Origin of the sequence: Butyricimonas faecihominis, from assembly GCF_033096445.1 — a bacterium.
Classification (GTDB): domain Bacteria; phylum Bacteroidota; class Bacteroidia; order Bacteroidales; family Marinifilaceae; genus Butyricimonas; species Butyricimonas faecihominis.
In genome coordinates this window covers 1,213,309-1,234,578 of the sequence record NZ_AP028155.1, presented here as the reverse complement: position 1 = coordinate 1,234,578, position 21,270 = coordinate 1,213,309, and the positions used below count along the sequence as shown (strand labels likewise).

The 21,270-nt window shown below is 35.7% G+C and carries 14 protein-coding genes and 1 pseudogene; 11 read left to right on the top strand and 4 right to left on the bottom strand.

The genetic code is table 11. The annotated features are described in order from the left end of the window. The first annotated feature begins 38 nt into the window (after positions 1-38). Positions 39-260 carry a helix-turn-helix domain-containing protein gene (locus R8806_RS05215; protein WP_124317061.1) on the top strand — a complete coding sequence of 74 codons (222 nt, stop codon included), beginning with the start codon at positions 39-41 and terminating at the stop codon, positions 258-260. A 499-nt stretch (positions 261-759) separates the two neighbouring features. Here the strand turns inward: R8806_RS05215 and R8806_RS05210 are convergent, their stop codons facing one another. After that, a complete protein-coding gene (locus R8806_RS05210; protein WP_164720063.1) occupies positions 760-1,596 on the bottom strand; it encodes an IS3 family transposase in 837 nt (278 codons plus the stop codon). Further along, a complete protein-coding gene (locus R8806_RS05205) occupies positions 1,593-2,018 on the bottom strand; it encodes a hypothetical protein (RefSeq protein WP_124318325.1) in 426 nt (141 codons plus the stop codon). The genes R8806_RS05210 and R8806_RS05205 overlap by 4 nt, the downstream gene beginning before the upstream one ends. A 928-nt stretch (positions 2,019-2,946) precedes the next feature. On the opposite strand from R8806_RS05205, the gene R8806_RS05200 reads away from it, so the two are divergent. From R8806_RS05200 to R8806_RS05190, 3 genes are all read left to right on the top strand, one after another. Then, complete coding sequence (locus tag R8806_RS05200) at positions 2,947-4,320, top strand: ATP-binding protein (RefSeq protein ID WP_124318121.1); 1,374 nt, start codon at positions 2,947-2,949, stop codon at positions 4,318-4,320. 26 nt (positions 4,321-4,346) lie between these two features. Beyond that, positions 4,347-5,408, top strand: coding sequence for a DUF2971 domain-containing protein (locus tag R8806_RS05195; protein ID WP_164720002.1), 1,062 nt, complete (start codon positions 4,347-4,349; stop codon positions 5,406-5,408). Positions 5,409-5,742: 334 nt separating this feature from the next. Continuing rightward, positions 5,743-6,123 carry a hypothetical protein gene (locus R8806_RS05190; protein ID WP_124318122.1) on the top strand — a complete coding sequence of 127 codons (381 nt, stop codon included), beginning with the start codon at positions 5,743-5,745 and terminating at the stop codon, positions 6,121-6,123. A 114-nt stretch (positions 6,124-6,237) separates the two neighbouring features. On the opposite strand, the pseudogene R8806_RS05185 reads toward R8806_RS05190, so the two are convergent. Next, a pseudogene (locus tag R8806_RS05185) lies at positions 6,238-6,583 on the bottom strand (nucleotide pyrophosphohydrolase). A gap of 614 nt (positions 6,584-7,197) precedes the next feature. On the opposite strand from R8806_RS05185, the gene R8806_RS05180 reads away from it, so the two are divergent. Both R8806_RS05180 and R8806_RS05175 read left to right on the top strand, forming a co-directional pair. Further along, entirely contained in the window at positions 7,198-7,473 is a 276-nt protein-coding gene (locus R8806_RS05180; RefSeq protein WP_124318243.1) for a hypothetical protein, read from the top strand. A 310-nt stretch (positions 7,474-7,783) separates the two neighbouring features. After that, the gene (locus R8806_RS05175; protein ID WP_124318242.1) at positions 7,784-10,069 is read left to right on the top strand and encodes a DNA/RNA helicase domain-containing protein; all 2,286 of its coding nucleotides are present in this window, start codon (positions 7,784-7,786) and stop codon (positions 10,067-10,069) included. 438 nt (positions 10,070-10,507) lie between these two features. Here the strand turns inward: R8806_RS05175 and R8806_RS05170 are convergent, their stop codons facing one another. Continuing rightward, complete coding sequence (locus tag R8806_RS05170; RefSeq protein WP_124318467.1) at positions 10,508-11,032, bottom strand: hypothetical protein; 525 nt, start codon at positions 11,030-11,032, stop codon at positions 10,508-10,510. A gap of 898 nt (positions 11,033-11,930) precedes the next feature. Here R8806_RS05170 and R8806_RS05165 point away from each other — a divergent pair. The 5 genes from R8806_RS05165 (at position 11,931) to R8806_RS05145 (ending at position 19,754) form a co-directional block, all read left to right on the top strand. Next, on the top strand, positions 11,931-13,202 hold the full coding sequence (locus R8806_RS05165) for an AAA family ATPase (protein WP_124317424.1): 1,272 nt from the start codon (positions 11,931-11,933) through the stop codon (positions 13,200-13,202). A gap of 12 nt (positions 13,203-13,214) precedes the next feature. Then, positions 13,215-13,739, top strand: a complete 525-nt coding sequence (locus R8806_RS05160; RefSeq protein ID WP_317715788.1) for an RloB family protein — start codon at positions 13,215-13,217, stop codon at positions 13,737-13,739. Beyond that, complete coding sequence (locus R8806_RS05155) at positions 13,739-13,921, top strand: hypothetical protein (RefSeq protein ID WP_317715786.1); 183 nt, start codon at positions 13,739-13,741, stop codon at positions 13,919-13,921. Before R8806_RS05160 ends, R8806_RS05155 begins: the two co-directional genes overlap by 1 nt. Positions 13,922-13,999: 78 nt before the next feature. Then, complete coding sequence (gene avs2, locus R8806_RS05150; RefSeq protein ID WP_124317422.1) at positions 14,000-18,694, top strand: AVAST type 2 anti-phage system protein Avs2; 4,695 nt, start codon at positions 14,000-14,002, stop codon at positions 18,692-18,694. Further along, positions 18,663-19,754 carry an MBL fold metallo-hydrolase gene (locus R8806_RS05145; RefSeq protein ID WP_124317421.1) on the top strand — a complete coding sequence of 364 codons (1,092 nt, stop codon included), beginning with the start codon at positions 18,663-18,665 and terminating at the stop codon, positions 19,752-19,754. The genes avs2 and R8806_RS05145 overlap by 32 nt, the downstream gene beginning before the upstream one ends. Positions 19,755-21,270: the final 1,516 nt, after the last annotated feature.

The window sequence follows — 21,270 nt, the reverse complement described above, 5'->3', positions numbered from 1 at the left end:
TCTAAAATATCCCTTTATTCGTACGTTAATTTCAAAATATGAAAACAGAGATAGATTTATATGTAATTGCTAAGGTACGTGAATATAGATTGATGGCTAAGCATACCCAAGAATCTCTTTCTTATACTTTAGGATATACTCGAACATTTATTAGTAATTTCGAAAATGGTCCTAAAAAATATAATATCAATCAACTAAATAAGATTGCTAAAGTTCTTAAATGTTCTCCTAAAGATTTTCTGCCACAAGACCCATTATAATTTATCAATAAAAAAAGAACTGTTATACCATTCTGTAAGTAGGTATCGGCAGACCCTTTCCAGCAGTTTGAATACAACAGTTCATACCAAAGTATGAAACTACTGTTACAACCCGCTGAAAAGTATTATTTTGCCGATTTTACTTACTAGGTCGATACAATAACTTCAAATATATTATGCGGACTCTTCCGCACTTGATTTCTCAACTTCTGCAAATATATAATATATTTTTACAAAAATCAAATATTCTGCCATTTTATAGCTATGATGGTGTTGATCGGCTTGTAACTTTGGGTTCAGAGATGGTCAATACTTTCGCTAAAGTTGCTATGTAGTTTCCTAAAATTGGTTTACTAGATTTGACATTCAATAAATTGTACAAAGCATTTTCAATTCTATTTTCTGTTACAAGTTTACTTCAAAAAACTGTAATTCCTGTAATAGTTTTACTTTTTTATTGGCATCCCGGGAATTCCCGGGATGCCAATAACACTTGGCGTCAATACATGACCCTGGCGAATAACTCTTTTTTATCGCGGTGTGCCTGGTCCGGAACTTTCAACCCGATAGCCATGTGTGGTCTTCTGGTGTTGTATATCCCGATGATTCTCTCCACTTGCATTCTCGCCTGGTCAATATCTCTCAAGACCATATCGTTTAACCATTCCCGTTTCAAAATCCCGTTCACTCTCTCGGCGATACCGTTATCGTAAGGGGAGCCATCTTGTGTCACGCTGACTTGAATACCGTGTTCTTTCAATATCCCGGTGTACAGCGAGGAGCAGTATTGCCCACCCCGATCCGAGTGATGAACAAGCTTATCGCTAAAGTTGGGAGGTAGCGTTGCCAACGCCCGGCACAACGCCTTCACGGGACCGGACGAGTCCAGGGTGGGGTGAACTTCCCACCCCGTGATCCGCCGGGAATAAGCGTCGGTTACCAGCGAGAGATACACGAAACCGGCACTCGTTGACAGGTACGTGATATCACTGACCCATACCTGGTTGGGGCGGGTAACTCGAAGCCCTTTCACCAGGTTCGGGTACTGGCGATGCCACGCCCGGGAATCCGTCGTGATGACCCGGTACTTCTTCTGTTTTATCATTAAATCGTGAAGGTGAAGTAAACGATAAAGCCAATCCCGACCGACGGGAAGCCCGTTAGACCCCAGCATGTTCCACAATTTATTAACCCCGAGGTTAGGCATGTCACGGCGAATATCCTGGACGATGGAAAGAACGTAACGCTCGCGTTCCTCGCCTCCACGATCGGCACGGAGGCTCTTGTAATAAGCCTGCTTGCTGTAGCCAAGGGAATTGCAAAGGTGTTCCGTCACGGCTTTACCTCCCCGCTCTTTTTGTCTCTCGACAATCCCGCTAATAGCATCTCCTCGTAGTTTTTTTTTACATCAACATGCAGGCGTTCCCTGGCTAACTCTAGCATTAACTCGTAAGCTTCCACTAGTATTTTCTGTTTCTCTACTTCCTGACGTAAAGACTCCAGCTCGGCGCGTTCTTGATCGGTCATCGGGTATAACATTTTGTAATTACGCGAAGATAAACGTTTGTGTTGTTCTTCCGATAAAACGCGAGATTTATACTTGTGTAGCCAAACGTGAAAAGTCGAGGGTTTGACCTCGTACTTGGCTAGAACTTCCGCGTAACCCATTTCATTGATTATTCGATCTCGTACCGCTGATAATTTCGTCTTCACGGCGTAATAACGACGACGAACAGGGGGAAAATTTAATTCTGACATTGGTTTACTAAGTTTACTGTAAACTTTTTTCAGGACAATACACTATCCTTTCTTTTGATCATGAACATACCAAGTACATAGTATGAACTCTGATGTATGTATATGCTATGTTAGTGCCGTGTCTGTATTCCCTTGATGTCTTAGTGTAAGGATAGAGAAAGGTGGGCTGAAAGTTAAGTTTACGATAGGTTGGGGAAGGAGTTATCTAAAGTACATATCCATTCTTATTGAGCAGTTGTATAAAACCGTAAGAGAAATTATGGAAATGCTCTTGAGAAACTGCCTCTTTTTCGTTGATCTCTCGAAGATTATTCAGAGTTTATTCATACGGGCATGGATGAGCAACGTTTGATCTTCGAATGAACTCTGAATGAGGGGTATTATTTGGTACTTATCTGTACTTGATTTGGGGTATATTTGTGTATGAATTCCGCAAGAATTAAAACTTCCTCTAGAATTTGGAAACAGTTATCCATTGCGTATCACTTTTCATCGTGAAGCTACACGTGATCATTGCAATCACAACGATTGTCGCTAATACAACTAAAGATTTTACTTTCATGATAACAAATAAAATTTTGTTTGTTGATAGATATATGTAGTGGTTACGAATAATATAATAGCATTTAGTCTTTTTGAACTTTTGTTGAAAATGGGGTATGTGCATGACAGGTTGTGTGGTATTGCTGTATTTTTACCTGTAATACATCATTAAATAAATTAAAAGTATAGTCTTTGCATATTATATGACGCATTGAATATGGCAAAGAATATAATGGGAACTAAATTATCCCGAAAATTAGAGCAGAAGATGTATGTTCTCCTATACGTAAGTTATAAATGCTTCTGTGAGGATAAAAAATATGATTTTAAATTTTGTATTATGCTTTAAAAACATTATGTTTGCAATGCATAATAGGTAGAGTATATGAAATTCGTTGATAGAATAGATGAGGCAGCACGTCTAAAGGATGCTCTTGCGAGAGAAAAGTCCTCGTTAGTCGTTATGTATGGTCGTAGACGATTGGGGAAGTCAACGCTTATCAAAAGAGTGTTGTCGGACAATGATGTTTATTTCCTTGCCGATCGTTCTGAAGACCAACACCAGAGGACATTGCTTGCAAAAGTGATAGCACAAATATTCCCGGATTTCGACAAACTGACATATCCAGATTGGGAGTCTATGTTTCGTGCGGTCAATTATCGCACAGACAAGCGTTTTACTTTGTGCTTGGATGAATTTCCGTATCTTGTAGAGCAATCTTCTGAACTACCATCTGTGTTGCAAAAACTGGTTGATGAAAAGCAGCTGAAGTATAATCTTGTGCTTTGCGGTTCATCGCAAAATATGATGTATGGGTTGTTTCTTGATTCTACTGCACCTCTCTATGGTCGTGCTGATGAGATCATGAAACTTGCACCGATACGTTTGCCATATATTCAAGAGGCTTTGAGCCTTGATGCGATGAATGCCATTGAAGAATATGCTGTTTGGGGAGGTGTGCCGCGTTATTGGGAACTAAGAGAAAACAGAAGTTCGCTTGATGATGCCCTATGGCGTAATATCCTTTCTGTGAATGGAACTCTTTACGAAGAACCGATAAAACTGTTTCAGGACGATGTGAAAGATATAGTCAAGACTTCGACGATAATGTCTTATATTGGTACTGGTGCAAACCGACTTTCCGAGATTGCTGCACGATGTAATGAGCCGGCAACCAATCTGTCACGTCCATTGAAGAAACTTATTGATCTCGGATTTTTGGAAAAAGATGTTCCGTTTGGGATTGATGAAAAGAATGCGAAAAAGAGTCTCTATAAGATAGCCGATCCGTTTATGGCATTTTATTATCAGTTTGTCGTTCCTAATCGTTCGTTCATTGAACTTGGTCGTCGCTTGCCCATAGAACAGGCTTTGAACGCCCATTTCTCGGAATATGTGAGTATGAAATGGGAAAAACTGTGCCGGGATGCTGTAACGGGAAATCTTGTCAATGGAGTAGTTTATGGCAAAGCAAAACGCTGGTGGGGGACTGTTTTCAATGAGGATAAGAAGCCTGAACAAGTCGAATTTGATGTAATGGCAGAATCGCTTGATAAAAAGTATTTGCTGGTTGGAGAATGTAAATGGACAACACGAGAGAATGGTAAACAGCTAACAGCCGAACTACTCCGCAAAGCTAATATGTTACCGTTTGCCAAGAACTACACCATTGTGCCAATTCTATTTCTTAAGAATGCGCCGAAAGATGATGTAGGAAACGCCATATTGCCGGAAAATGTTGTTGAGTTAATGAGATAAAGAAATAACAAATTCACGATTTGCAGATGTTGGATTTTAGAAAACAATTTCAAGAGATTATAGAGCAATCCTATATTCCTTTCAATATAGATAAAACTGCGACTTCTGATGTATGGAGTAATATTTATAAATTAATACTTCCTAATATGCCGGAAAAACTTTTTAGATATCGTAGAATAGACGATAACGGCTATACTATTGAATCATTTAAATCTGGAACTATTTCATTATGCCATGCAGGAATGTTTCCGGATAAGTATGATTCATATTTATATATAGATCAAGATAAAATTCACAAAGATCTAAAAAAGGCATTGAAAGATGCATTATGTATAACATTGGCGCATATAACACAGAAATCTCTTGATATAAGGACAGAAAAAGCGACGCAAATATGTTACTATAGAGAGTGTGGATATACGGATGAACAAATTATAGATAAAATATTGACAGGTAAATATGTTGATTTTTGCAATAATATTGGGTCTGCGATAAAAAAGCAAGAGTCGCGTTTTAGAAATCCAAGAAATAGTGCAAAAATTGCCTGTTTTACAGAAAGTGTGCAGTCTAAGTATATGTGGGATAGGTACGCAGATGGATATAAGGGGTTTGCACTAGAATATGATCTCAGAAAGTGTATTTTTAAATATAGTTCATTGGGAATGAATGTAAATCTCTTTCCTGTGATTTATACAGATTTAAGACCGGACGTTACATTAGATGAGGGAAATATTCATACTTACGAATATTTCAAGCAAGTTGGAGATAAAAATTGGTTGAACTTTTTGTCGTCTAAAATATCTGTTAATCAATTATATTGGTATCGAGCTTATCTTTATAAGGACAGAAAAGAATACGAGCACGAACATGAATGGAGAATGCTTTATTATAACTTAGAGGATGAGAATGATTATGTCTCAATTCCTGATGTTGGATGTTTGAATGCAATCTATTATGGTCTAGATATAACACAAAAGGATAAGAATGAATTACATCTAATTGCAATTGAAAAAGGACTAAAAGAGTATGACGTTGATCTTGACACAGGTAGCCGTAGATATGATTTGAGAGTAACAGCAATTAAATAGTGAGGATATTTGATGAGTAAGAACGAAACTTTCCCATCTATTATTAAAATAGAAAGAGGTAAACACTAAAGATGGTGATTTGTGTTGGCAGAAAAAGAAATGAATTGTTCTTGGATCACTTGAAGAATAGTTAATTCGGGATATTCAGTAAGGAGTATAAGAAAGAAACTCAACGAATTATTCAAGAATTGGTTGCAGCACTTTAAATGTACCGCCTGTAGCGGAATCAAATGTACCCCCCAGTTAACTAGTGCCAGCATGGTTGGGGCAGATTCTTCGGAATGGTCGCAAACGGTTTGACGAGGTAACTTTGTGGTAATAATACCACAAGGATATGGTAAATGTAAAAGCGACAATGACAGACATCAGAGTAATTATCCGCGAATTTTCATGCGGGACATCACTACGCGAGATGGAGCGTAAGCTGAAACTCAGCCGCACATCTTTGAGGAACTATCGAGATCGCGCAGAAGCATCCGGCAGGAGTATGGTGGACCTCCTTGCCTTGAACGATGCGGAACTGCAGGCAATCATGCTGAAAGGCGACGGGCATCGCGGCAGAGACGCCGACAGGTATGCCTTCATGCAGGAGAACGTTGAAGACTATGCAAAGGACATGATGCGCAAGCACATGACCTACGACGTTCTGTATGAGAAATATCTGAAGAGTACAGACAATCGAAAATGCTCTAGGAGGTACATTAATGTGATATAGTCAATTTCTTACTTGTATCTTCCCAAATGGGGCATGAAAGCATTGTCATGTCATCGGCGATAGTACTATTGAAAACATCATTTATGAATCCTTTCTTGCTAGCATGGTATACGATCATAGTTCCGTGTATTTTTTTGCATTTCCTTTAGATTTGTCAACGGGATATTTTTCTGCATTTTGGGCCAACTTGGAGAGAATAATATCTTTTATATCTAGTTGATATTTATCGGCAATAAGGAAAGCGTAGTTCATAATATCTGCTAGTTCTTCCTTTACTTTCTCAATACAGACATCTTCGGGTTTTTTCCATAAAAACGCTTCGTTTAATTCTGCAGCTTCTATAGACAATGCTAAAGCAAGATCTTTTTCCATTGTGAAACTGATCCCAGTCTCTGTCTCGAGTAAATTGTACGATTTGTTCAATTATTTCTTGTATGTCGGATATATATTCTTTGGACATTGTATTTAATTATTTATAGCACAAAGTTATATTTTAAATTTATTGAAAGAAATGGGAATAATTTTCTATTACATCTATTTTTGTTCTTCAAAAGGAAGGGTAGAATAGTATATTAATATTCTCATTTTCTTTCAAAACACTATTTTTATCCCCAAAGATAACGATTTTTTCGAAATCGGAATAGATAATAAGCGACATGGAAATATTCGAATGGCTTGTATACATAAAACCTTCGGGAAGAAATTTATTGTTCAGAATATTTTGGTGTAATAAACATGGTAACAAAAATGGAGATCTAAATTATTGTTGTTTAACAAATTGATTGATATCATGTTTTTGTCTAATTTTATTTTTTTGAAATGTAAAATTAAGAAAATGATTTTTTTATTTATTTTAAATTTGTTGATATTAAGTTTTTCTCCTATTTTTGAACTAGCTAATTGTAGCTAAATTTTATTCAAAATTCATTTCTTAGCGAGGAAAATATGGCAAGCTGTTAAGAGAACGGGTTGGTAAGTTTGCCTCTAAATACTAATATAGAATACTGATTATGGATACGTTAAGTCTCACGAAAGTAACATTATTGTTCATCTTAACTTTAATAGAAAGAGATGATGGACAAAAGAAACAAATTTTGGAGACGTCAACAAATGGCACGTGTGTTTAAGGTTCGTATGATTTTTTATACCTCTTGTGGGAATTGCGTTATTCACGATGATGGTAGCGTTGATAATCATCCACATTGGTTTGAGTTGGCAAAAGAAAAATGGGCAAAAGTTTATAAGACTACAGGTGTTCCATGTAGTTGTTGGATGTGTAGAGGGGAGGAGTACGATCGTAGGGAATATAAGAAAGAGATGTTGCGTATTATTGAAGAATCATTAGATTAACTTTTTCTGTTTATAGATTATGATTTAGGGAAAGTTAAGTCCGTGTAAATGGATACTCCTTTGATCGGTAGCTAAATTCTTTGTAATGGTAAGTAAAATTCTTTTCACTTTGCTTTAAATCAATGCCATTTAATAAAAACTTAGCGTTTTGAGTTATTCGAATTTTTCGAATAACTTAAAATTTCACATTACTTTCCATTAAATTCTTTTGCCATATACCACATATATCGATTTTATTTCCTCTATTATACTCATGAGCAAAATAAAATGAATAATTTTGTATTTGACGCAATCTATAATTGAATTCAATATGGCAAATTTGAATTTTGGTTTTAATATACATACTTTTTCATTCGATTCAGCGGGCTTACAACAGGCTTCTGAAATTAAAAATGCAACGAATTGGCCGGTGGTTTATCTTATCAATAATGCAAATGTATTATATGTTGGAGAAACTACCAGCTTCGAACGTCGTTTTTCCCAGCATCTTCAGAGTAAAGAGAAAAAAGAACATAAATTCACAAAGATTTCATTTATAAATGATGGTGAGGAAAACAAGTCTGTGATTCTTGACTATGAAGCAATGCTCATCAGGCTTTTCGCTGCTGATGGTCACTATACATTGACAAACGCAAACAATGGCCAATCTCAATCACATAATTATCACAGAAGAAATGTTTATAGGGCAAAAATCCCTTATCTTTGGAGTGAACTGCCAAGCCATGGATTTAAGCTAAAAACATACGAAGAAGTGGTAAATAGCAATTTATATAAGTTTTCTCCGTATACACAATTAACTCAGGAGCAAAAAGAAGTAATGAAGCAAACATTGCGTGCTTTTATTGATACGTTAAAAGAAGGTAAAGCTGGTACGACTGTAATTAATGGGGGAGCAGGTACGGGTAAATCATTAGTTGGCATTAAGTTGATTCATATTCTTACTAATTTGAATGATTATTCTTCACATGATTCTTTTAGTGATTATGATGAAGAGTGGGAGTTATTATGTAATGAACTTATAGCTTTTCAGAAGAATATTGGAAGGGAGATTCGTGTAGCTTATGTTGCTCCAATGCAGTCATTCAAGCATGATCTGCAGAAAGTATTTAAGCAGACTGCGGGATTGAAGACAGATATGCTTAAAAATACAAGTGACATATCAGATAATATGACAGGCTATTATGATCTGGTTATAGTTGATGAAGCACATAGGTTAAAACATAAAAAGAATATGGGCATGACCATCGGTCAATTTTATAAAAATTGCAAACGGCATGGTCTTGATAAAAATACTGCTAATCAGCTTGATCTTATTATGGCAATGTCAAAATATCGTGTGCTGTTTTATGATCAGAGACAGTCTGTAAAACCTGCAGATTTAACACATGATGAATTTGAAGCATCTATTAATAAAGAAGGTCAGACGTCACCACAATGGTTATATCTTAAATCTCAGTTGAGATGCCAGGGTGGTGATGATTTCATTGACTATATCAACGATATTTTTGATTGCAAAAATCCCGAAAAACACAAGATAGAGAATTATGATTTCCGTATCTTTAATGATATAGACGATATGGTATGTGCTATTAAAGAACATAATAGCAGAATGGGATTATGTCGTACAGTTGCGGGATATGCCTGGGAATGGAAGACAAAAAAGCATATCAGTAAAAATATTACTGCGAGACAGTTATTAAATCAGAATCTATATGATATTGATATCTGTGGTCATAAATATGTATGGAATACTGTAGATAAAGGTTGGGTATTATCTAAAAACTCTATTGATGAAATAGGATGTATTCATACAGTACAAGGCTACGATTTGAATTATGTCGGTTTGATTTTTGGACCAGATATCGATTATGATTTTGTGAATAACAAGATTGTAATAAACAAAAAGAACTTCTATGATAGTTTTGGAACTAATATGCCTGAAGACGAGCTAGAACCATTTATAATCAATGCTTATAAGACAATGATGGTTCGTGGAATCCAGGGATGTTATGTGTATGCTTGTAATAAAAATCTCCAGAAATATCTGTCAAAATTTATTGATACTTATGTCAAGGAATTTGATGATAGTATTGGATCTCCGGATAAGATAAGAATAGTTGATGTCGTAAATAATAGAGATAAGTTTACAACTCATTTGCCATTTTTTCCAACGCTTAAAGCTGCATGTCATGATTTGTCGGAAATAGGATTATATGAGGAAATTATGCAATGGATAGATGTTTCTGATGACATGTCACGTCCGGATGAATCTATGTTTGTCGTAAGAGCTATGGGCAATAGCATGATGCCGATAATAAATGATGGAGACTATTGTGTGTTTACACGCTATTCAGGAGGTAGTAGAAATGGAGAAATAGTACTCGTAGAAGGTTATAATATAAAAGATTACGATAGTGATAATATCGCCTGCACCATCAAGAAATATCATAGTGAGAAACGTGCTACCGAAGAAGGTTGGGAACATACTTCTATTGAATTGATTCCACTTAACCAAGACTTCGAACCTTTCAAGTTAGATCCTGATGATAAATCATTTAAGGTCTTGGGAATATTGAAAAAGGTGATAAGGAAGTAATATAAAATGAGCTGGTTGGGATAACTAACTAGTTAATTAAATGGGTAATTTACAACAATTTTGGTAACATTACTTTTTATAATCACTTTAACTTATCACTAACCATTTGGGCAAGTACACTAAGAAATTCTGTAAATAGTATGTTTTTAGTGTATAATCTCTAAAATTTCATTTTCTCTATTTGCCCAATGTTTAATATCGGTTGATGTAATCCACTTCATGTTTTACTATATTTGGATTGGCATATGCTAAAAGAGATGCTTTATCTATAGCGCCCAATTTATTAGATCAATAGTGTGTCAGACTACTTACCGATGCAAAATTTGAAAAGTTGGGTGTTATGGTGTTGATAATAAGTTTTTTTATGATATAAAAACCCTCTTCGAAGCAACAACTCAGCAACAAAAATAAATAGGTTTATTGACAAGCCTGCATTAATTATTTGTTAGTGACATAAATCGTTACTATTATGGATAGAATAGCCACTAAGACTGATATGATTGTGACTATCATCATTAATATCGACATTCTATATGTTTGATAGTTAAAGAATGATGAAGTTGCTAATGATTGGAATGTGTGCGCTTGATATGCTTTTACTCCATCATCTGTAATTTTAAAGTTGGGAGCATATTTATTATCTGTTTCTATTGGTTCTACTAACCCTAATCTTATCATCTTTGAAATAATGAGATTTATTTGAGCTACGGAAATATTCCAAGTGAATTCTTTAGGAATATAGTTAACAATAGTTTCATTAAGCTCTTTGAATGAAATCTCATTTTTAACGAAAAAAGATTCTAATACAGCAGACATTATAAAATGTTCTTGATAGAAACGTTTTGAGAGTGTATTCACGGTATTTTTACGAATAGTCTTAATATCATATGGTTCACATGCTTTTCCTACTTCTTTAAGAGATGCAAAAAGCTCTGCCATATCTTTTCTCTCTTCCTCAGTCATATTTTCAGGATTTTTACTTATTTCTCTTAATGTCTTTTTTTTGTTTCCATACATTGTGTGTATAATAAGATGATGAAATTTGTTACTTTTGTTGCTCAAATATTTCCGAGCAACAAAATAGCAACAAAAATGGAGTTATATATTATTGCTAAACATTGCTAATATGTTGATTAATAGTGTTTTACTGTACGTGTTATTTTAGTGGTTTAATTTGTAAACAGTTGATTATTAGTAATTTAAATAGCTTACTTCCCGATGCAGAAAATGTTTTGTATCATTTTTGAATTATAATAAATTGATATTTAATATATTATGTTTTTATGAAATACTTCGGGGGACAAACTGGGGACAAAAAATTGCTGTCCAAAAGATAAAAAGAGCAAATATAAGGTCTGTCCCTCGATGTTTTTTCATGCTATTTTTTTGTCCCCCAAAAAAGAAACTGTTCTCATCATACGATGATATTCAAAGTACATTGCAAATATAAAAAAGTTTAGTCTGTTTTTTGTATATCTCTTCAAGTTCTAAACTAAACTGCCAGAACCCTCAAAATATCGACAACAGCAGATAAACTCCTTATTTTTCTTTTGGTCAGCCAAATTGTAATTCTTTAATTAAGATTCTCCATTTAATGCTGTTTGCTCTATTTTAATGTAATATTAAAACGAAGCAAAGTATAATGCAAACAGTTATGTAATAGGCTGTTGAATGTTTTTTATTTGTTAGAAGCCAATAATGGTTTTGTAATGTTTGACCTGAATAGAATATGTTGAGAGTGACGTATTGTGATTATATTTGAGAAAATCTCTCAAAATAACACGCGATATAAATTTTATTGTGTATCTTTGCAATCGAAATAGATTATGTGTAATAATAGAAATACTTAAAAGTCAGATATATGTTACTTGAATTTACAGTGGAGAATTACAGGTCGTTTTATGGAAAAAAGACCTTGGTATTGGAAGCCGATAAAGCTTTGAAAGAATGTACTGAAACGAACTTGTTTGATTACAATAAACACACTCTGCTTCGTTCACTTGCACTGTATGGTGCCAATTCAAGTGGAAAATCCAATCTTGTCAGTGCGATGCACGCAATGGCGAGATGCGTGTTGTTGTCGGTGAAGTTGAATGACAATGACGAATTGGAATATGACCCATTTCTTCTTTTAAAGGACAATCACCATCCCACTATGTTTGAGATTATATTTCTGAAAGGTGAATATTGCTACAGATATGGATTCAGGTATAATTTGGAACGTATCGTTGAAGAATGGTTGTTCCGGAAAACAACACCTCGTTCTAAAGAGCAGATGATGTTCGTCAGAAACGAAGAGGGGATTTGTGTAGATGAGAATAATTTCCCGGAAGGAGTCGGATATGAAGAAAAGACCAACGACAACCGTTTGTTCCTGTCATTATGCCAACAGTTAGGCGGTGAAATATCTCGTCAGGTTATTTCTTGGTTTCAATCGGACTTCAATGTGATTTCAGGATTAAATAATCAACAATATAGAGCATATTCAAAATTATTTTTCCATAAAAAAGAGTCTTTGAGTATTGATGCTCTCAACTTCTTCCAGAAATTGAGACTTGGATTTAACAACATTCTTACTCATGAGGAAGAACCCAATGTTCCTCAAGACTTGCCTTTGGAGCTAAGAGCACTATTCCAAAGAGAAACGCAAGGTAAGAAGAGTATCGAGTTGGATTCCATACATAACGTATATTCAGATAAAGGTAAGATTGTGGGTACAATAAACTTTTCGTTTGAAGATAGGGAATCTTCCGGTACAAATAAGTTGTTTGACCTTTCCGGACCGATATTTGAAACGCTTTTTTCCGGAGCTGTACTTGTTATAGATGAACTGGATGCAAAGATGCACCCTCTGATTTCTCAGTATATTATTGAATTATTCAATAATCCGGAAACAAATCCGAAGAATGCACAATTGATATTTACCACTCATGATACGCATCTGCTTTCTCAGAAAATCCTCAGACGTGACCAAATATGGTTTACAGAGAAAGATTCTAAAGAGCAGACGGACTTGTATAGTCTGATTGACATCGTACTCCCTGACGGGACCAAACCTCGTAATGATGCAAATTATGAGAAAAACTATATCACCGGTCGTTATGGTGCCATTCCTTATATTTTGAATGATTAATAATGTAAGGTTATGGCAGCAAAGAGAATAAAGATAGATAATGCTTCTTCAAAATTCAGGAGGCAATCGCAAAAGAGAGAGCAGAAGGTCATACGCTGTTCTGTTCTGATTGTGTGTGAAGGGACTAAGACCGAGCCTAATTACTTTGAGGCATTTACTGAAAAGCAACAGGGGGTAATTGTATATGACATCGAGGTGAAAGGGCTTGGGCGTGGAACAAAGGATGTTGTGGAGAAGGCCATTAACCTTAAAAACAAGAATCACTATGACCGTGTTTGGGCTGTTTTCGATAAGGATGAATTTCCTGCAAAGGATTTCAACGAAGCCATTGCAATGGGACAAAAGAATGGCATTGAGGTGGCTTGGAGCAATGAAGCATTCGAATTGTGGTACCTGTATCACTTCCAAAATGTGACAACAGGTGTCCCACGAAAGGATTATGAAGAGAAGATTTCAGCCGCTGTGAATGCTTCTTCTAAATATAAATCGAAGAAAAAGTACAGATATGCCAAGAAGATCCTAACAATTATAAGATAATGACTACTTATGGTTCAATGGATTCCGCCATACTATATGCAGAAGCAAAGCACCTTGAATATGCTTCGGACACCCGTTATGCAAATCACAACCCATGTACGACTGTTTATCAACTTGTTCGGCAATTGTTGGGAAGAGATGAAGAGTTGAATGAAGAGTTAAAGGTCAAGATGGAAGTTTAGGACATTTTCTATAACAGAACTTAAAAAGGAGACAGAAAAGATTTTATATAACTGATTATAAATAGATACAATTACTATATGAATGATAAGTGTCTCGATATTATAACGCGAATAACAGTTGAATTACATAAAGATGATGATTACAAACAGAAATTGGGATCAGGTGTACTTTATTTTAATAAGCAGTTAGCCGGGACGGTATATCTCTTGACAGCCAAACATTGTCTTTCTGGATTCAAAGAAAGAGAAAAGGTGTCTCTAAGGTTTTTTAACCCGGAAACTGGCACCTACGATTATATTACCCCAGTAAAGCAAAACATACTGCTCCATCCTATTGATGATGCAGGAATTGTCATTCTCAACCAGCGAGAACTTTCTACGATAGTATCCGACCTTCCACCAGTATTTATTATCAATAAGAATGTTGGTTTTGACGAGGCCGTGACCAAAGGATTTCCTATTGCAAGTCTTGACCAGACAAGCGAAACAGGAGAGTCTTCTTTAGTAACGCTTAATATGCGTTACCTCCAGGAAATCCCGACTGAACACGCTTTCCAACTCTCTACACTTGACGACTATAACGAAGATTCAATCAAGGGAATGTCGGGTGCAGGTATTTTCATTGAAGCGTGTGAAGAGTTGTATCTTAATGGTATATTCACCCGATTCACCGATGAAGATAGAGGCAAAGTCATCTATGCCCAAAAGTTGACCTCATTTAATGAGTTGTTGGGGAATAAATACAAAAAGAAAATGCCTTTAGCATTCCTTGGACATCATGGATTAGGACACAAGACATTTGAAAACAGCGTAAAAGAATCTGTGGCAAATCTGGGACCGAGGTATTGTCAAAAAGTCAATGTGAAAACTGGAACAGCGAAGTATTTTGATAGCGTAGCCAAAACTCCAGATTATTATAATAGATTGAATAGGTGTATTGACGCATGGTTGACTGAGAAAAGCTATAGAACTAGAGATGATTCCAGTAGAATAGGTCATTTGGAATCTAACCTGAAAACTATAAGAAACGACTTCGTTGATGCCTTGAATGGACTGGATAGGAGAGTGCAGGAAATAATTGACTTTTCTATTTTGATGAAAAGGGTGGAAAACCTACAGAATGAATTAGAGGATGTCCGTCACAAATTATATTCTGATTTTTCATCAATCGGTAAAGATGAAACGTATAAAAAAGAGTTGGAAACTGATCAAACAAGATTATCGGAAATATCAAGTGATTTGCGTACTTTCACTGAAGATGTTGAAGATTTAAAGATTAGTCTCGCAAACAAACCTTATTTGATTATCAAAGGCGAAGCTGGCTGTGGCAAGTCGCATTTAATGGGTGATATAGCCAACAATAGAATTGCTCATGGGCTACCTACATTGTTGTTCCTTGGGTCTGATTTTGCTGAAGGAACTTATGAAACTACTATTACATCAAAAATCGGTTTTACTGGTACTTTCCAAAAATTCCTATATAGTTTTAATCAGATAGGATGTCAAATTGGCTCTAGAGTTCTTTTAATGATTGATGCGCTGAATGAAGGCAATCAAGCAACTTTATGGAAAGAAAGGCTGCCAGGACTTATCAAATCACTGGAGGTGTATCCGGCAATTGGCTTAGTAGTTTCTGTGCGAGATACATACTTTGAAGATGTAATTCCTGAAAGACCTGAAACAAGTTGCAGTGCGACTATAATTGAACACAAAGGTTTTAAGGGGCTAGAATATGAGGCGGTGAGACAGTTCTGTATTGCATATGAATTGAATTTGCCAAATGTGCCTATCCTTACTCCGGAGTTCTGTAATCCACTATTCCTTAAAATTGTTTGCGATACACTTGAAATTTCCGGAGAAAAAGATTTTCCTAAAGGATTCAATGGCGTATCAGCATTATTTAATCAGTACTTTAAAAATCTTGACCAAAAATTCTCTGAAAAAAGACCGGAATATAAATACCGGAATGTTGCGAGCACTTCAGTCCGATTACTAGCCATTCCAGTCTTTGAGGCAAAATACAACCTTTTGAAAAAGCAAGATGCAGATTCGATACTTCAAAAACATTTTCCTGCTTGTCCTACATTATTAGCAGATCTCATTGATAACAATGTTTTACTCAAAACGAAGTCACAGGCAAGAGAAGAAAATGAAGACTGTGTTGTTTTCTGCTATCAAAGAATAAGTGATTTTATTATTGCTAGAGTACTTGTACAACAATATCAAAACTGGGAATCATTCGCAAGAGTCATCAATACAGATAATGTTTTACGTGCAATTTTTGTAGAATCACACTGGTCTTGTAAGGGGATTCTTGAAGCCCTTGCTATCTTAATTCCCGAAGTATTTGGTCACGAAGTTACGGACCTTATCAAATTCATCCCAAAAACAGAACTCAAAAGGAAATTTTATTTATGTTTAGATTTAATTTCGGATGCACTGATAAACAGTTTAAACTGGCGCTCTATAGAATCAATAAACAAAAATGCGATAAGGCGTTTTCTCAAGTCTAAATTGTGTAGGGTAGGATCAGATAATTGGCATTATAAACTAGTAGAGCTTTCGGTTATTCCAAATCATCCTTTTAATGCGGATTATTTTCATGTATTGATGATGCGTTTGACAATGCCAGTACGTGACGGAATTTTCCAATTCTTTTTCAATGGGTGTGCAGGATATAATGATGATAAGTGTGCAAATCCCCTGAGGCGGCTGATAGATTGGGCTTGGTCTGAAGATGTATCGCGGAATGCGGATGCGGAGTCTACGAGATTGACCGCAATTATGCTCTGCTGGTTGCTATCATCGACGTATATCAAACATAGAGATGAAGCGACAAAAGCACTCGTCAATCTTCTTTCGGAGAAGGTGGATGTGTTGATTGGCATCATGCGTTCATTCGAGAAAGTTGATGACATGTACATATACGAGCGTTTATTTGCTGTGGCTTACGGAGTGGTTTTACGAACTTCATCCAGTGGCGAACTGTTAAATCTGGCCAAGTATGTATATGACACAATCTTTAAGCACAATAATCCTCCTAAGAATATCTTGCTACGAGATTATGCAAGGAATATAATCGAATATGTCAGCTATACAATGGAGATGACTTCTATCAATATGAAAAAAGTGCGTCCACCGTATTCGAGTGATATTCCAGTATGGCCTACAGATGATGAGGTAAAGCACTTTCATATTGATTACGAAGTACCTGATTTCAAGGAAAGAAAAGGTTTCGAACAGAATCTGATATGGGAATCGGTAAAAGGTGGATTGGCTGACTTCTGGAATAAGCTTGCATCACCGGTAATTGAAGACTTTTACCCAATTCAGATTTCTGAAGAAAAAGCGTATAAGAAGGCACAGCACCTCTTCAAGGGTGATATGAAGAAGGTGGCGATACTATATTCCGAAGATAAAGCACGCACTATCTTGAATGATCAAACTGCTTCTAATAGAAAAACTTCTCATGACAATTTGCTTGAAATGCTTAATAAGAGTTTCGAACAGATGATGACTAAAGAACAATTAAAGGCAATGAATGAGGTAATTATTCCTTTTCATCTCAAAGAGTTGTCTTTGCGGAATCACTATTCTAACAGATTCCCAACCGATGGGGCAAGAAATTGGCTGGTAAAGAGAGCCTATGAATTAGGATTTGATGTGGAGTTGCATGGTCGGTATGATCGTTTCGCGAAAGATTGGACATTTAGACATTCGGAAGACAGGATAGACAGAGTTGGGAAGAAATATCAGTGGATTGCATTCTATGAGATAATGGGAATTTTATCTGATAATTATAAATTTAAGGATGATTATGCAAGCAATGGTTATGGTGAATATGAATTGTTTCATGGAACATGGCAATCGTTGTTAAGGGATATCAATCCTTCTTTGATTACAAGAGATAAATGTACTGTTCCTGATGTTGAAGATGCTGGTTTTGAGGAGGAAGAACATAAATGGTATAAAGATGAAATCTATGACAATTGGGATTATTCTGGTTCAGATGAATCATGGGCATCCTTAATCGCAGATTTGCCAGATCCTGTTTCTATGATTCAAAAAGTAGACGATGAAAGTATAGAATGGCTTACCTTGAATAATTCGGTAAGTTGGGATGAACCTAAGAGTATAGGCAAAGAGAAGTATCAGTATAAGCTTAAAAGACATGATGTCGCTCTGTATGTTGATGCGATACTTGTTAAACAGCAAGATATTGAACAAGCAATTCAATCCCTTAAAGGAAGGAACTTATGGGGAAGGTTTGAGTTTCCGTCGGATGATTGGCAGTATTTGGTGAATAGAGAGAAGTTCTGGTCGCCTGCATATAAAGATGTGTATAGAAGCAAAAGTGAATGGGAGAATCCAAATGCAGAACTTAATGTTCCTTTCATCTTTTCCACAGAGAAAGCTTGTGGGCATATTGAAGATGATAAATCAGGCACAATTTGTAATTATAGTATTCCATGTCGGACATTGTTTGAAGGTTTAGAAATGGAATATGATGTGCATGATGGTCAATATATTGATAAGTGTGGCAATCTTGTTGCGATAACTTACGGGTATGATCAGATTTTAGTGAAAAAAGATCCACTATTGAAATTCCTTAAAAAGAGTGGAATGTCCATATTATGGGTTGTGAGAGGGGAAAAGAGGGTTTATGTGAGCGGTGGCATAGGATGTTTAAGTGAATATAACCCATGTGGTATCTATCATTTAGATTGTAATAAGGAGCCATATGGATTTCTTAAAATGTATAAGAGAGTGTGATATGAGATTGTTTTGTTATAGAGCAAAGTGCGGGGACTCTTTTCATTTACAATATGTAGGTAAAAGTGGAAAGCACCGTAATATATTCCTAGATATGGGGTATTCTAAGACATATTCTGCAATATTGAAAAGTGTTATCTCAAAAATTGTTGTAGCTTCAGAACAAATAGACGCTTTATTCCTGTCTCATATTCATGACGACCATATCGGTGGTGCAAGTAAATTCGTAAGAGATATTCAGTCGGATAGTGCTCTTAATAATGTTGTAAAACGCTGGATTTATAATGCTCCGAGAAAGTATGTTGTTGAACAGGCCTACGATGAAAATAATGGTGTGTTGTGTGGGATTGTCTCAAGTGACAAAGTGTATGAACATATCTTGTCAAATAATCCCAAGAACCTAGGTGATATCATAGAAGGACAATCTTTTGTTATTGATGGAATGAAAGTCACCATTATTTCACCAGATGTGGATAAATTGAATCAGTTGAGAGAAAAGTATTCGAATCATCGCCCTCTATGCAAGTCAGAAATTGATAAAGCAAGTGTAGAGGCAGGAAGTGTAATGGATGATTATTTCATCCCGCTGCAGAAGTTTAACTTAGATTACTTCCAAGAAGATACAAGTGTAGAGAACGCAAGCAGTATAGCTGCCGTTTTTGAATATGATGACAAGAGAATCCTATGGCTTTCTGATTCGGTACCTTCTGTTGTTATGAAGTCATTGTTTATGCTTGGTTTTAGTGAAACGAACAAGATGTATTGTGATGCTGTTTTACTTTCTCATCATGGTAGTGCTGCAAATAATAGTTTGGCACTTTTGCGAATGATTCAGGCGGATAAGTATATTATTAGTGCAGATGGAATGAATGGACACTGTTTGCCGAACAAAGAAACCATAGCGAGAATCGTATCTGCTTCTTCAAATCTCCCCGTGACGTTGTATTTTAACTATGAGGATGGACGATTAATCAAAATGTTTAAATCTGATGCCCAAGAGGATGTAAAATCAAGGATTGACGTTCATTATTTGAAAGATATGGAAGCTATTGAATTTTGATAGCGTATCGCCCCTCATCTCAAGAAGTATATAAATAACCTTCCATATTTTTGTTATCCAGAGAACGGTCATCCTATGGTATAATTAGTCGAAAGGACAAAAAAGAGAAAATAGCACTGTCCAAAATTAGTAGATTATCGGGTAGTGTAAGCAGAATTATATCAAGTATATTTTCAGACCTTTAAAATCCTATCTACCATCGGGCACAATGGGAAATAGAACTGTTGTCAAGTTCTCGATAAAGTCCTTTTATATGGAGAGTGCAAATGCATTAAAACTCTAAATATGAGGCACACCATTGTAAACCTGCTTTTGAATACTATTCAGCGAAGATTTACACGCTCAAGTAACTTTTTCGGAGTTGCCACTTTAGAGAGGTTAACCTATTAATAACACACTTGTGGTGAGAATAATTTATAGAACCATATTGAATCGTTTTTTCTTCCTCCTCGAAAAAACAATGTTCGATAGTTGAAACTGATTAAGTCAATATTTGAAATATCAAAGTTGCGCAAATTATCGGCACTAATTAGAAATAGTGCCGATAATTTGCATATTGCTGATTAATTAATGGATTGACAAATGTAATTAGAATAACAACGAGAAATACTTTTTACATATTCTAAATTGAATATCATCAGAAGTGATTTTTGTTATAGTATAGTTTGTTCGCATGTGTCTGTATATTAATACTATAATATCTTATGGTTTTTGGCAATGATAGATTCAAACTACTTTGAGAAATGTTTTGCTTATGGATTTTATAGGAGCAAATGTCCAAATTGCATTGATGGACAAGAATTTGTCCCCAGCCTGACTATCAAGGGACAGACGGGGGACAAAATATGGGTAAGTATAAGCAAATATGAGAAAATACAGTAACTAAGAGAAAGAAAAAGCAAATACCGTAACTCGTTTTCTGATAGAATTATACTCGATTAAATCATATAACTTATTGATAATCAATGTATTGTACTATTGCCGATGCAGAAAATGTTTTGTATCATTTTTGACTTGTAATAGATTGATATTTAATATATTATGTTTTTATGAAATGCTTCGGGGGACAAACTAGGGACAAAAATTTGCTATCCAAAAGATAAAAAGAGCAAATATAAGGTCTATCCCTTGATGTTTTTTAGGCCAATTTTTTTGTCCCTTGGAAAGAAAAACAATCCCGTTCTCATCATATGATGATATTCGAAGCACACTGCAAATATAATAAAGTTTAGTCTGTTTTTTGTATATCTCTTCAAGTTCTAAACTAAACGGCTTTTATAAGCTCCCAAAGCTATACCTATTTTTCTTTTGGCCAGCAAAATTATTAAAGGAGACCTTACTTTGTCCTTTCAGTTCTGTCTCTTTTCACCAGTCGTTGTTTGGGCTATGTGCTTTGGCGGAATATCCTCGGTTTTACCTTTCCCTGTTTTAGCCTTTTTCTTACTTCCTCCATTATTCCGCATATCCCTTTCGGGCTACCTGATGTGAATTGTGTCGCAAAGGTGCTTGTCATGTC